This window comes from Nocardia jiangsuensis (assembly GCF_042650385.1).
GTDB classification, from domain to species: Bacteria; Actinomycetota; Actinomycetes; order Mycobacteriales; family Mycobacteriaceae; genus Nocardia; species Nocardia jiangsuensis.
On record NZ_JBHSAX010000002.1, the window covers coordinates 321,763 to 334,122 of the forward strand.

At 66.5% G+C, this 12,360-nt stretch carries 16 protein-coding genes; 3 read left to right on the forward strand and 13 right to left on the reverse strand.

Annotation, left to right across the window (positions count from 1 at the left end):
- Position 1: 1 nt before the first annotated feature.
- The 5 genes from ACFO0B_RS01515 to ACFO0B_RS01535 form a co-directional block, all read right to left on the reverse strand.
- Entirely contained in the window at positions 2-925 is a 924-nt protein-coding gene (locus ACFO0B_RS01515) for an aminoglycoside phosphotransferase family protein (protein ID WP_378610423.1), read from the reverse strand.
- The gene (locus ACFO0B_RS01520; RefSeq protein WP_378610424.1) at positions 922-2,046 is read right to left on the reverse strand and encodes an aminotransferase class V-fold PLP-dependent enzyme; all 1,125 of its coding nucleotides are present in this window, start codon (positions 2,044-2,046) and stop codon (positions 922-924) included. Before ACFO0B_RS01520 ends, ACFO0B_RS01515 begins: the two co-directional genes overlap by 4 nt.
- Positions 2,043-4,409: an ATP-binding protein gene (locus ACFO0B_RS01525; protein WP_378610425.1), complete on the reverse strand. Its 2,367-nt coding sequence runs from the start codon at positions 4,407-4,409 to the stop codon at positions 2,043-2,045. Before ACFO0B_RS01525 ends, ACFO0B_RS01520 begins: the two co-directional genes overlap by 4 nt.
- A 272-nt stretch (positions 4,410-4,681) precedes the next feature.
- Positions 4,682-4,876 carry a DUF397 domain-containing protein gene (locus ACFO0B_RS01530; protein WP_378610426.1) on the reverse strand — a complete coding sequence of 65 codons (195 nt, stop codon included), beginning with the start codon at positions 4,874-4,876 and terminating at the stop codon, positions 4,682-4,684.
- Entirely contained in the window at positions 4,873-5,727 is an 855-nt protein-coding gene (locus tag ACFO0B_RS01535; protein WP_378610427.1) for a helix-turn-helix domain-containing protein, read from the reverse strand. Before ACFO0B_RS01535 ends, ACFO0B_RS01530 begins: the two co-directional genes overlap by 4 nt.
- Before the next feature lie 340 nt (positions 5,728-6,067).
- On the opposite strand from ACFO0B_RS01535, the gene ACFO0B_RS01540 reads away from it, so the two are divergent.
- The 3 genes from ACFO0B_RS01540 (at position 6,068) to ACFO0B_RS01550 (ending at position 7,280) form a co-directional block, all read left to right on the forward strand.
- Positions 6,068-6,520 (forward strand): hypothetical protein, encoded by a 453-nt coding sequence (locus tag ACFO0B_RS01540; protein WP_378610428.1) that lies wholly within the window; start codon positions 6,068-6,070, stop codon positions 6,518-6,520.
- 102 nt (positions 6,521-6,622) lie between these two features.
- Positions 6,623-6,889, forward strand: coding sequence for a hypothetical protein (locus ACFO0B_RS01545; RefSeq protein ID WP_378610429.1), 267 nt, complete (start codon positions 6,623-6,625; stop codon positions 6,887-6,889).
- A 103-nt stretch (positions 6,890-6,992) separates the two neighbouring features.
- Positions 6,993-7,280, forward strand: coding sequence for a WhiB family transcriptional regulator (locus ACFO0B_RS01550; protein ID WP_378610430.1), 288 nt, complete (start codon positions 6,993-6,995; stop codon positions 7,278-7,280).
- Here the strand turns inward: ACFO0B_RS01550 and ACFO0B_RS01555 are convergent.
- The 8 genes from ACFO0B_RS01555 to ACFO0B_RS01590 form a co-directional block, all read right to left on the reverse strand.
- Entirely contained in the window at positions 7,234-7,764 is a 531-nt protein-coding gene (locus tag ACFO0B_RS01555; RefSeq protein WP_378610431.1) for a hypothetical protein, read from the reverse strand. The genes ACFO0B_RS01550 and ACFO0B_RS01555 overlap by 47 nt on opposite strands.
- Positions 7,725-8,372, reverse strand: a complete 648-nt coding sequence (locus ACFO0B_RS01560) for an FAD-dependent oxidoreductase (protein WP_378610432.1) — start codon at positions 8,370-8,372, stop codon at positions 7,725-7,727. The genes ACFO0B_RS01555 and ACFO0B_RS01560 overlap by 40 nt, the downstream gene beginning before the upstream one ends.
- Before the next feature lie 43 nt (positions 8,373-8,415).
- A complete protein-coding gene (locus ACFO0B_RS01565; RefSeq protein WP_378610433.1) occupies positions 8,416-8,955 on the reverse strand; it encodes a hypothetical protein in 540 nt (179 codons plus the stop codon).
- A 1-nt stretch (position 8,956) separates the two neighbouring features.
- Positions 8,957-10,180 (reverse strand): DUF6973 domain-containing protein, encoded by a 1,224-nt coding sequence (locus ACFO0B_RS01570; protein WP_378610434.1) that lies wholly within the window; start codon positions 10,178-10,180, stop codon positions 8,957-8,959.
- Entirely contained in the window at positions 10,177-10,473 is a 297-nt protein-coding gene (locus ACFO0B_RS01575; protein ID WP_378610435.1) for a hypothetical protein, read from the reverse strand. Before ACFO0B_RS01575 ends, ACFO0B_RS01570 begins: the two co-directional genes overlap by 4 nt.
- Complete coding sequence (locus ACFO0B_RS01580; protein ID WP_378610436.1) at positions 10,470-10,748, reverse strand: YbaB/EbfC family nucleoid-associated protein; 279 nt, start codon at positions 10,746-10,748, stop codon at positions 10,470-10,472. The genes ACFO0B_RS01575 and ACFO0B_RS01580 overlap by 4 nt, the downstream gene beginning before the upstream one ends.
- Positions 10,749-10,752: 4 nt before the next feature.
- Entirely contained in the window at positions 10,753-10,944 is a 192-nt protein-coding gene (locus ACFO0B_RS01585) for a hypothetical protein (protein ID WP_378610437.1), read from the reverse strand.
- A gap of 210 nt (positions 10,945-11,154) precedes the next feature.
- Positions 11,155-12,306 carry a DUF2283 domain-containing protein gene (locus ACFO0B_RS01590; RefSeq protein ID WP_378610438.1) on the reverse strand — a complete coding sequence of 384 codons (1,152 nt, stop codon included), beginning with the start codon at positions 12,304-12,306 and terminating at the stop codon, positions 11,155-11,157.
- Between the last annotated feature and the right edge of the window lie 54 nt (positions 12,307-12,360).

A 12,360-nucleotide genomic window follows, 5' to 3' on the forward strand; every position in this document is an offset into this window, starting at 1 on the left:
GTCACCGGATCGCTTCGCGGATTCCGCGGTCCAGGTCGGTGATGAAGCGTTCGATCCGTTCGCCGGAGGCGGGCAGGTACGGTCGGTACTCCGCGACGGCGAGGACGTAGGTCCAAGCCCGCAGCCGGTCGGTTAGCAGCGGGTGGCCGGCGAGGTCGTCGAGCCGCTCGGCGATACTGCGCGGCCCGTCCTGGATTGCCACCCATAGTGCCGCTTCGGCGTTGATATCGCCGATGGCGCCTAGCGGGTCGATGGTGTACCAACGCTCGGGGCCGCGCAAGATGTTCTTGGCTTGCAGATCCGCGTGGAGTACCCGGTGCTCCACGGTGGTCGTTAACAGGGTGTCGGCGACCGCTTGCGCGTCGGCGAGCTGCCGGTGACCGTCGATGCGCTCGATTGCCTCTGTGTATCGGGGGTCGTTGAAGCGCTCGCGCGTCCACCCGATACGCATCTCGATCACCTCGGCGAGGTCTCGCAGGTTCGGCGGTTCAGGCAGACTCGGGTGGTTGAGGTGGTCGAGCAGCGCTGCGAAACTCGCGGACTCGGCGGGATCGCCACCGGGCCAGGCGACGGTGCCGGGAATGATGCGAGTCATCAGGAAGACACCGGTCTCTGCGTCGTGGCGGAGGACCGATGGGGCTGCGCCGCCCGCGGCCCAGCGGTCGATGAGCCGCGACTCGGTGTTGCCCGCCGCTGTGTCGACGGGGATCTTGAGTACCGCGGCTCGGCCGGTCTCGATTTGGGTGCAGTACGCGCAGCACGACATTGCGCCGTTATCTGCGATGCCCGCTATGTCCAATTCCCAGTGCTCGGCGTAGTGGGAGAGCCGGGCGGGCAGAGTGTCGAGCCAGGCGCGGCCGTCTTCTTCGCCGCGTAGGAAGATGACGGCGGTTTTCAGTCGTTCGGGGATTGCAGGGACGTTCATCGAGACAGCACCTCCTGGATCCGGCTGGTGACACGATCGATGTCGTTCTCATCGTTGTATATGTGCGTCGCGAGGCGAAGCAGGCACTCGCCGGCCGTCCCGTGGCCGACCCAGGCTCGGATGTCGGCCTTCTGGAGGGCTTCTTTGAGCTGGGGCGCGGTGATCCTGTCGAGCACGAACGACCGCATTCGTGGTGGTCTGAATTGTGGTGCGGCGGTGGGCCTGGCGCTGATGCCGACCATTGCCCGGTCGATGGTGTCGGTCAACGTTTCGCTGGCGGCGAGTCGACCGTCGGCGTGCCATTCGAGCCATTGTCCGAGCGCTGTGTCCACGCTGAGTCGGGGTATCGGATCGAAGGTCCCGGGCCAGGCGAATCGCTCGCCGAGATCAGGGGAGTCCCACGTCAGCGACACTTCGGCGGGTCGCACATCGAAGTCGGAGTCGAGCCAGAGGAAGCCGACCGGCCGTAAAGTCGGAAACCACTTGTGCAGTGTTCCGAAGGCGGCCATCGCACCCCACATATCGGCTGGTAGGGGCAGGTGCCCCGGCGCATGGGCGGCGTCGAGAACGAGCTGGCCTCCACGCTGCACTGCCCATTCGCTGAGCGCCGGGATGGGCAGGTGAATCGCGGTTGAGGAGGTGATCACGCTGACTTGCAGGTAGTCGACCGGACCCGCGATCTGCCGATCGAGAGCGGCGACTACGTCGGCCGCAGACTCGACCGGTGTCAGGATTGTTGCAGTCGTCAGCCGTGCACCGGCTTTCGCGCACGCGACCTCCCATGCTCGGCGGATCGACGCGTACTCGACGTCGAGCACGACCACGGTGCTATCTGGTGACAGCGGCACCGAGGCTGTGATCGCCGCCGCCGCTGATGTGGCATTCGCGCACAGCGTCAGTCGAGCGGGCTCGAGGTCGAGAACTTGGGCGACGAGTTCGGTCTGTGCAGTGAGCTGTTCGGTCAGCTCGGCGCCGAGGTGCCGGGTCGGGTCGGATTCGATGCGGCGGCGGAGCCGCTCGCCTTCGGCGATCGTTCGCAGTGAACTCAGCCCGTAGGACGCGTGGTTGAATTGGGTGAGGCCAGTACGGAGTGGGAACTCCTCGATGGCGGTGAGGTTCATACCGGCCGGGCTCTCAGCTGCGTCAGGCTCGGTATGTCGAACCGGAAGATTGCGTCGGCTGCCCGCGCATCGTCGATGGCCACCCCCATCTCGATGGCCGCGAACTCGACCGGGCTCCACCCCGGCGGCCGGGAGCGGAGCCGTTCGACGAGGCTTTGCAGCAGTTCGCGCGAGTTTGGCATCAGGAAGTCCTCGCCGGCCGCGCGATGGATCTCGTCGAGGAACTCTTCCGCCGCGGCCGGGCTCGATAGCGATTCGATCTCCGATAGCTGGCATGCCAGAGTGGTCGAGACCAGTCCAGCGGCTGTGGTCTGACTGATGTCGGCGAACACCGCGAAGGCGTTGGCCGCGTCCGGCAGATCGCCTCGCAATCCGAGGACACGGCTGAGGTCACGGACATGGGGTGGGTTCTCGCTGGCCACGCCAGAGGCTTGCGACATCTCCCGCAGTTGCGCGAGGAGTTCGGCGGACCGGTCGATCTCCAGGCACGCGATCGTCTTCTTGCTCAGCCAGTGGACGGCCTCGTACTCGGCGTATGGGTGCCCGGCGGAGCGGGCAACGTCGATCGCCCGGTGCAGCCACCGCTCAGCTTCTGTCGGCTGGCCGGCGGCCAGATGGGCCAGCCCGCGGTGGCCGAACGCGCGTGACCGAACTTCGGGGTCGGTGGACATCGCCGCTACCTGATCGCAGAGTTCGATGCATCGTTCACAGTCCTGGGTCGGCCCGCAGAGTGCGACTTCGGCGTAGAGATTCAGGGTTTCGGCGAGGACCTCGCCGGGCTCGGGGTGGTCGGCCGCCAGCTGGTCGAGTGCCTCGACTGCCGGAGACCATTGGCAGGTCATACGCAGATTCCGCGCCCACAGCAGCCGCAGTCGCGCCACGTCCGTGAGGGGCACTTCGGCGGATGTGGCCGTTGCGAGACCCGCCGCACAGGCGTCCACGCTGGCGATGTGATCGCCGCCGGCTGAGAGGCATTCGGCCAGCAGTGCGTGTGTGGCGAAACAGGGGTCGTACTGCACGGCGATGCGCGCGAGATCGAGGGCCTTCGATACGGCGCCCAGTGCGAACTGGCGGCGGGCCGCTCGAAGAGCAAGCGGACCGGCCTTCTCCCGGTTGGATGCTTCGACGGCTACGGCTGCCGCTCGGACGTACATCTCTTCGTCCCAGTCGGGTTCGGACTCGATGATTTGAAGCAGTCGGGCGTGGTGCCGACGCCAGCGGGGGCCGTTCGCGGCGCCGCGCTCGCGCAGGATCTGGGCGAAAAGCGGATGGTGGAGGCGATAGCGGTCGAGGTCGCTTCGTTGTTCGGCCGGGCGAACCAGGTCGTGTTCATCGAAGAGGACATGTAGCCGCTCGTAGACATCGTCGACGTCGATCCGGGCCAGTTGCGCCAGATAGTCGACCTCGAAGTTGTAGCCGATCAATGCGGCGGTTTCGAGCAACCGCTGATCGTCTGCCGACAGATACGACAACCGGTCCTCGATGACCGCGGTGATCTGTTGGGGGGGACGATGCCCGCTCCGGTGGTCGACACGGGCCAGCGACTCCGCGAACAGCGGATTGCCCGCGCTCAACCGGACGATCTGAGACACCGCACCGGGCGGAACATTCGACCTGCTGACGGTCCGGCGCACCAACTCCTCGGTGTCGTGCGGGGACAGGCGCGGCAGGTCGATAACCTGCGTATCCGGACGGTACCTGCACAGTTTGAAGACCGTGCGCTGCAGCGGATGCGTCTGGTCGGTGGATTTCAGCTGATCGGACCGGTAGGCCAGGACGAGGACCAGCGGGCCGCGCACCCGCAGCGCGACCGCCGTCAAAAGGTCGATTGTTGCGGTATCGGCCCAATGCAGATCGTCGAGCACCATCACCAGCGGCGTATCGGTGACGATGTCCTCGATGAGCAGAAGGAGTTGGTCGAGACGACTGTCCATCTCGGTGCGCTCGCCACCGCTCGCGGCGTAGGACTGGCCGGTTCGGACACCTGCTGCCAGCACCTGGCCCACTACGGGAACCGACTCGATCCAATCCGGAGCGTTCTCCTTGAACGACTGCGCGACCCGCTGCCACCGGGACGCCGAGCCGGACCGCTGCGCCGACGAAGCCAACGATCTCAAGCACTCGCGCACAGCCTGGAACGAATCGGAAGCCAAGGAGTTCAGCATCGCCTGGCCGTAGCCGGCCAGCAGATGCACTGAGCTGTGACGTTGCACCGCCTCGTGTGCGAATCCGGCCAACAGGCTCGTCTTGCCGACCCCGGCCTCCCCGCGGAGGACGATCACGCTCGCCTGCCGGAGTTCGACCGAACGATCGACCTCCGAGAGCAGTGTCGCTATCTCATCGACACGGTCCACCAGCGCCACTGGTCCAGATACACCCGGCACGAACATCCCCTCCCGACGGTCCAGCGCACGCGATGGTTCCCGTCACGAATCATAGAGCTCTGTCCCTTGATGCACCGGAAAGCATTGAGTTGCCGAAAGATTGGTCGGGGCGAAGCTTCGGATCGGGGAGTGCAGGCCCAGCGGCGATCGCGAAGACCTCACGTTCAGAGTGTGCTGAATGGGGATGTCTATGGCAGAGAAAGGCAGAAGCCCAGTCCCGCTGGACGCGGAACCGGGCTCCGGTCGTGCCGCTACGCCTGGTCGAAGTCACCGCGGGCGATACCGGTTGTGAATGCGTCCCAGGCGTGGGCAGAGAAGGTCAGGTGCCCGCTCGCGATGTTCTTGGAGTCCCGGACACCGACCTGAGCGTCCACGAAGGCGACCTCGACGCAGTCCCTGTCGCCGCTCTTGGAGGACTTGAACCAATGGGCACCGGCGAAGTTCATCGCGCATACCTCCTTGCCGCCTGCCTGAGCAGGTCACGTGTCTGCTGCGGATTCAACGCTACGCGGGTCAGCTCACGATGCGCCATCCGGTAACGCTCCACGCTTTCGGATTGCTCCAGATACAGGCTCCCCGTGAAGCTTTCGAGGTGCACGACCGACGGTTCGCGCGTGCCCTTCGCGTCCGGCGCGAAGTCAAGGATGAAGTAGGGGCCGATCACGTCTCCCAGCGGAGATGCAGCGGTGAACGGCACTACCCTGACCTCGATGTTGTCCCGGGTGCTGAGGTCGGCGAGGTGCCGCAGCTGCTGCGACATAATCGCCGGGCTCCCGACAACCCGGTGGACCGCGTGCTCATCCAACAGCACTGTGGCGTGCATCGGTCGCCATGTCCGGGTGACGAGCTTCTGTCGGTGCAGCCGCATCTGCACCCGCCGTGAGATTTCCGAGGACTCGTTGTCCGGATAGGCCGTGCGGATCATGACCTCGGCGTACGACGGCGTCTGCAACAGGCCCGGAACGATGATGCCGTAGGAGGTCGACGACGCGGCAGCTGCCTCCAGCCCGATGTACACGTCGAAGCCCTCGGGGATGAGGTCGCCGTACTCGTGCCACCAGCTCCGGTCGTTGCCTTGCCGAGCCAACCCCATCAGCGCATCGGTCATCGTTCGATCGGCGTGCAGCACGCGGCACAGCGCCTCGATGTCGAGCAGTCGGATGCGATGCGGGGTACCGGTTTCGAGTCGCTGCACCGTCCCGGCGCCGCGCTCGATGAGCCGAGCAACCTCCGCGATCGTGAGCCCGGACTCCTGTCGTAGCTCCCGCAGATGCCGCCCCAACTGCCTGCGCGGCACTGTCGAGCCGGCGTGAGCGTCAGGCCGCCCCCCAGTTTTGGATTCCCCGTTTTGAACACTGGGGCCCCTATTTTTGGATGCCACAGATCTCCCCTTTGGATGAAGGAAAACTCCTCATACACAACGGTTTACATCATATCTGGAGATGCGTCAGGGCGATCAGAACGATTGCCCCGGATCATCCGGACACCCTCGAAACGCGCCTACCGATGCGGTCTTCTGTCTCCGGCGCCCGGCCCGGAAGGAACGTCAGGGGTTCCTCCCGCATACCGGACCCACTGCCCCGGTCCGGGGCCGGGCGCCCTCGCATCCGAGGGCCAGCAACTGAGGGGGAAACCGAATGCATGTCGCCGTGCCACCGTTGGAGACGACGCTGGAAGAGCTCTGCGACTACTACCGCGAAGTGTGCGGAATCCCGGCCTTCGTTAGCGCCGGCGGGGTGAACACCATCCGGGCCAGCGGCGACGACTTCTGTGTGGTCACCACACCACCACACCTCGGCGCCGCCGTGCGATCACGGATGGACGACGTACCGGGACGATGCGGCCCGATCTCGTCGTCCACGCTCAGCGGACGCTGGATGTTCCTCGCCCGAGTCGGCCCCCTCGACACCTACGCCGACCTCGAACTCGCCGCGGCGAACGTCGGAATCACCGATGCCGCGACCTTCCCCCTACCCGTACCCAGCACCGCGCACCGCACGTGGGTCGTCCCACCCACCGACACCTACCTCCCCACCCGGGACTGGATCGTCGACGCAATCCGCTGGTGTCACCCCCGAACCCACCGCTGAACGAACCGCCGCCTTCCCCTGCCCGCAAGACCCCTTCGCCCGATTGCCACCCCACCCCCACGGAAAGCGCTCCAACACCCCAGTCCACGGAGGCGACCCCCAATGCCCCCTCACCGCACCGCGAACGACCAAGCCCACACCGGCCGCAACGGCTCAGCCCCGACCTCCCCCCACCCCGAGGAACCCGACATCTGGCTAACCCTCACCCTCGGCGGACTCGAATTCCACTTCGTCGCCTGCCTCACCGCCGCCCTCATCTTCGTCTGCGACCTGCAACGCCACCGCCTCGCGGAACACGTCCGCATCGCCGCGTACGGTGCACATGAGACGCCGCGGCTCCCGAACGAGTGCCTGTTCCTCGAGCCGTAGCCCGCATTCCAGGTAGCAGGTATTCCGAATGGGGGAGAACCGCCACCGGAATCCCCTGTCAGCGGTGGCGACGCCGGACCCCGGATCGGCGAAAGTTCACAGCATGACGACAACGCTCTTCACCTCGTGCGACACCGCCTTCGAGGAACTGTCGTGGCGAGCTGACGGACTGTGCGCGCAGACCGACCCCGACGCCTTCTTCCCGAGCCAGGGCGAATCGGCGCGCGACGCCAAACGCATCTGCGCCGGGTGCGGGGTGCGGCAGCGCTGCCTGGAGTACGCCATCGCCAAGGACGAGCGGTTCGGGATCTGGGGCGGGCTCTCGGGGCGGGAGCGCAGGCGGATCAGCGGTGGCGATAGGTCTCCAGGAGGCGCAGCCACACCTCGCTGATCGTCGGGAAGGGCGGGACGGCGTGCCAGAGGCGGTCGATCGGGACCTGGGCGGTGATGGCGATGGTGGCGGAGTGCAGGAGTTCCGCGGCGCCGGGGCCGGCGAAGGTGACGCCGACGATGGTGCGCTGGTGCGGGTCGATCAGGAGCCGTGCTTGGCCGCGGTAGCCGGGGAGGTACTGCTGGGCGTCGATGACGCGGCTCAGGTCGTAGTCCACGACGTCCACCGGGCGGCCGGCCCGTGCGGCGTCGTCGGTGGTCAGGCCGACCGAGGCGATTTCGGGGTCGGTGAAGATCACCTGCGGTACCGCGATCGAATCGGCGGTGCCGACGTGGCTACCCCACGGATCAGTATCGATATTCCGTCCGCGGGCGCGGTCGGCGATCACGGTTCCGGCTATCCGCGCCTGGTATCTGCCCTGGTGGGTGAGGAGGGCGCGGTGGTTCACGTCGCCGACGGCGTAGAGCCAGTCGGTGCCGGGCACGGTGTAGGTGTCGTCGGTGCGGGGGCGCGGCCGGTGGCGAGGAGGAGTTCGTCGGTGGTGAGGTGGGCGCCGTCGGCGAGTGTGAGGTGCACCGCGTCGGTGCGCTCGGCGTGGGTGATTCCGCTGGTGAGGCGGAGGTCGGCGCCTGCGGCGCGCAGGCGGTCGGCGACCAGGGCGGCGGCGAAGGGCTCGACGCGGGGGAGCAGGCGGTCCTCGCGGACGATGAGGGTGACCTGCGCGCCGAGCGCCTGCCAGGCGGTCGCCATCTCGACGGCCACCACGCCGCCGCCGAGTATCGCGAGCCGGGCGGGGACGGTGCGGGCGCTGGTCGCTTCGCGGCTGGTCCAGGGGCGGACGGCGGCGAAACCGGGTGGCAGCGCCGCACGGGTGCCGGTGCAGATGGCGACGGCGTGGTTCGCGGTCAGCGTGCGCGGTCCGACGGTGACCCGGCGCGGGCCGCTGATGCGGGCGTGGCCGCGGATCAGGTCGATATCCGCGTCGGCGAGCCAGGCGGCCTGGGCGCTGTCGTCCCAGTCGGAGGCCATGCGGTCGCGGTGGGCCAGGACGGCGGAGCTGGGATAGTCGTTCGCCTCTGTTGAATGACCCAATCGATGACTGTCTGGCGATTCCAATCGGCTGTCGAGCCGGCGGTTACTCCGCGACCATCACGCCAGGGTTGGGATCGAAGCGGAAGACCGTGTCCGGCGTCAGGAACTCCCGGCCTCCGAAATCCAGGCTCGGATTCTGGCCGGTCCATAGCTCGGCCTGAATAGGCTGCCCGTTGGACAGGAATAGGCTCATGTACGGGCTGGCCATATCGGGGTTGTCGTCGTTGTACTGCGGTCGCCCGGTGAAGCACGCCAGTTCCAGGTTCGAGCCGGACATCTGCTTCAGGTCCGCGTCGGTCATGCCCGCGCCGAAATAGATCGCTCGATCCCAGCCGTCGGACCACCCGGCGCGGTTCACCATCTCGGCCATGGTCACGGATTCCAGCCGCTGATCCACCGCGTCGTTGAAGGCCGATACCAGCTCTTTGGGCGGGCCGAGCGGTGCCGCCGACCGATCCTTCAGATCGAAGGTCTGCCCGGAGCAGGCAGGGCCGGTGGGCTCCTCCCCGATCAACTGACATCCCGTGCAGGTCACGATCGCGGCGATGGTCACCGCTGCGAGCCGGGCAATGGAAAATCGCATGTCATCTTCCGTTCAAGGGGAGGTCGGCCCCAGGCTGAATCGGGTTCGTGCCGGGCGTGACAGAGTTGCTGAACGCGATCTGCGCACCTCCGGGAGCTTCCTGGAGGACCACCGCCCGGTTGTTGTCGATGGCCTCCAGAACCTTCTGCTGCAACTCCTCCGGCGAAGCGTTCATGTTCTGTGTTCCGATTTCCCGGCCGCGCTCGTTGTTGTAGAGGTCCATCGCCTCTCGGGCCGCGGGGTTGCTTCCCACCATCTCGTGCGCGCTGGTGAAGGTGCTCGTCCACTCGGGGCCGAACTCCTGGGTCATGCGCGCATTCCAGTACATGTGCCGGAAGGCATCGGAATGCCCGTCCGCGAGAGACCTTCTGTTCTCCGTCATGTCGAGTTCCGGGTATGCGGTCTTCGCCACCTCCGCTGCCTCGTCTTGAACGGCGTAGAAGGTCTTCAGGTTGAACACCCCCTCCGGGGGTTTGGTGGCGAGAAGTGCCAGCGCCGCCGCCTCCTCCTGCGTCATCGCTTTCGGCTGGATATCCGGTAGGTAGAGGCGCAGTGTGTCCAAGAGGACGCCGGATGGGAAGATGACCGTCGTGCCCGAGGCGTCGACCTGGTATTCGCGCAGGATGCGGGCCAGTTCCGGATCGCTCGGTACGGGGATCAGCGCTTCGCGAACCGCCTCCGGCAGGCTCTCGAGCACCTCGTTGAGGGTGGCGTTGTAGCGGAGATCGGCTGTCCAGATATCGTTCAACGCCTCCTGCAGCGCCTCCTGATAATCACGACGTGTTCGCTCGACGGACATCGATCGGGTCAGGCCAGTGAGCAGGTTGTCGGTCATCCAGTCCAGCACCGACTTCCTCGACAGCACCTGGCCGTCCTCGGTGTAGAACAGTTCGTATTCCGAGGCCTCGATCTTGCGGACGGTGTCCACGATGGATGTCTTGGCCGAACGAAAGATCTCGGCTACCTCTTGGATGGGGGCCTTCATCGAGGAGATCGCGTCCACGGTGGCGAGCGCATTCCGTCGTTCGGTCTCGAACCGGGTCCGGAGGGCGTCACCCGCCTCGCCTTCGAAGTAGTCGCGTGAATTCTGTACGTCGCGGCTGGCTGCTTCGACATCGGTCTCGATGGTGTTGGCGAGGGAGTCGAGTTCGGTCGGCAGCCGTTCAGCGGGGCTGATGGTCCACCCGAGCACGGTCGAGATCTCGATCGAACTGCCGTCCGTCATCGCTGGCCCGCCTGCTCCATCGACGCTGCGCTGGCCGCTTCCTGGGCTTCGTAGGCCGCGGCGGCGGTATCGAGATCAGCGGCGACGGCGGTGATTCGGCTCGCGTGATAGCGGACGACCCGGTCCAGCGCCCCGAGCACTTCCTGTACCCGGACGAACGTCTCGGATTCGTCGATGCCCTCGCGAGCGGAATCTCGGGTGGCCTTGGCCAGCGGCTGGTGACCCTCGATAATCCCTGCCTGCGTCCGCAACCTCGTCGCCAGCTCCCGCACCTTGACCGGATCGACGTTCACCGCGCACCCCGCGAATCCTGTTGCCCGCGAACTCGATCCTCGGTTTCCCGCGCTTCCGCCAGCGCCGCCGTATGCGCCCGCTCGTGGCAGTCGCGGACGAGCTGGGCGAAGTGCTCCGGCCCGCGTTCCATCGCGAACTCCGTCAGGCGCAGGTCGGTGATGGTGCCGTAGATGTCGACCTCGATGGTGATCGAGCCGTCGGGCGAATACGCCGCGCCCCGCACCTTCGCGACGGCGGTATCGAGTTCGGCGACCTGTCGGGCCACCTGCGCCAAGTCGTCAGACACCGCTGTCTCCCGGATTCGACGCCGCGGGGTCGAGGATGCGCACGGCGTGGTCGATGGCAGCGGTGTGTGCGTTGCGATGCTGCTCGGCGAGGACGGCTGCCAAGCGTTCGGGGCCGTCGTCCATGGCGTAGTCGGCGACGTGCAGGCGGGTGATCCGGCCCGCCGGGTCGGTCTCGATGGTCACCGTTCCGTCGGGCGATCGCGATTCCCCGCGAACCGCCGCTATCTGCTGGTCCAGCTCCGATTCGGGTTCCGCACCGTGCACGCTCCGCCCCGCTTTCACATCGTCGGGACAGCCCACAGCGGAATCCCCCGGCGCTACCGTATACCCCAGGCTCGAGCGCCGCGAAGGCTGCGGCCTCGGGATTCCACCCGAGGTCGGGGCCCCGCGGGGTCAGATGAACTCTGGCGGCAACGCCAGCGACGGGACGAGCGTTGTCAGGTCGACGAGCTCGATATGCGCGCCGTACTCCCGAGTGAAACCGGCGATGGTGTGATCGCTCGCGGGTCCGAAGCGTTCTTCGAATCGGGCTCTGGTGTGTGGAGATGACCTGCCGAGCGCCCATTCGATCGTCGACTTGGATGTCGTCAGGAAATGGATGGGAAGTGTGCCGACAACGAACAATTGAGCACGCCGATCACGGTCAGCGAGCGCCAGGTGGACCAGGTCGGCGACGACGCCTCGTTTGCGCATGGTGTCGGCGCCCTTCCACTGCGCGACCTTGAATTCAGCTATTCGCCTGTCAGTTTCGAGGTCGAAAGGGCGCGAAGGATCGTTGCCCGCTCCGAGGGACGGCCTTCGCGCGACAACTTCGCCGGGTTCGAGTATGGCAGGCAGCACGCGCGCTATGACGGTCGCGTGAATGACGTCGCTGAGGCGACCGACGTGTGCGCGCACAGCCAGCGCGGCGTCGAGAAGGTCGTCGCTGAATCCGTACTCGGTGGTCACCGCGGCACTCTTGGTCGAGTCGGCGTGCTCGAGGGCGGCCTCAGCATTGGCGAGGTGCAGCGTCAGATCGCGGTCGGTGAGGAATTTCAGCAGCGTTGCGAATGATTCGGCCGGTTGGCTGCCGCTCGTCGCGTCTTCGGATTTCTCGACCGGTTCCGGGTGGCCGGCCCGCTGAGGTGTGTAGACGCTGGTGGTCAGCCCTGATCCGCGCAGTTCAGCGAGCGCTCGGTGCGAGGTGAACGTCGAGCGCGGCAGCCCGGTGATGAGCTGGTAGACCTGCTTGGGTGGGTAGCGCTTGTTCGCGACAACCACCCAGTGCTCGCGGATCGGCTCGGGCGTGATCTTGCTGATTGCCTCGAGCGGCAGTGGTCCGATCCCCTCCTCCGGGCGGGGGAGCGCGGAGTCCAGCGCTTCGGCGGGGAGGGCAGCGCGCGCACCGCGGATTTCGATGCCGACGAGCAGACCGTCGCGGTCGAAGTCGATGATGATGTCGCCACGATCGACGTCGACATTCTGCTGCCGGACCGCCTCGCCGTTCGCGATCTGCCTCAGGGAGATGTATGCGGCGTCGGCGGCGGGGTCATAGGTCATCTCCATAGGGACGAATTCTCCAGCCTGCGCGGCCTCCCTGCCGAACCAGCCTCCCGGCGC

What these genes read in the sequence shown, in the direction of transcription:
- ACFO0B_RS01530 (WP_378610426.1), bottom strand. Translation starts at nt 4,876, where the DNA reads ATGAACTTCGCCGGTGCCCATTGGTTCAAGTCCTCCAAGAGCGGCGAC.
- ACFO0B_RS01540 (WP_378610428.1), top strand. Translation starts at nt 6,068, where the DNA reads ATGCATGTCGCCGTGCCACCGTTGGAGACGACGCTGGAAGAGCTCTGC.
- ACFO0B_RS01590 (WP_378610438.1), bottom strand. Translation starts at nt 12,306, where the DNA reads ATGGAGATGACCTATGACCCCGCCGCCGACGCCGCATACATCTCCCTG.
- ACFO0B_RS01545 (WP_378610429.1), top strand. Translation starts at nt 6,623, where the DNA reads ATGCCCCCTCACCGCACCGCGAACGACCAAGCCCACACCGGCCGCAAC.
- ACFO0B_RS01520 (WP_378610424.1), bottom strand. Translation starts at nt 2,046, where the DNA reads ATGAACCTCACCGCCATCGAGGAGTTCCCACTCCGTACTGGCCTCACC.
- ACFO0B_RS01515 (WP_378610423.1), bottom strand. Translation starts at nt 925, where the DNA reads ATGAACGTCCCTGCAATCCCCGAACGACTGAAAACCGCCGTCATCTTC.
- ACFO0B_RS01565 (WP_378610433.1), bottom strand. Translation starts at nt 8,955, where the DNA reads ATGCGATTTTCCATTGCCCGGCTCGCAGCGGTGACCATCGCCGCGATC.
- ACFO0B_RS01550 (WP_378610430.1), top strand. Translation starts at nt 6,993, where the DNA reads ATGACGACAACGCTCTTCACCTCGTGCGACACCGCCTTCGAGGAACTG.
- ACFO0B_RS01570 (WP_378610434.1), bottom strand. Translation starts at nt 10,180, where the DNA reads ATGACGGACGGCAGTTCGATCGAGATCTCGACCGTGCTCGGGTGGACC.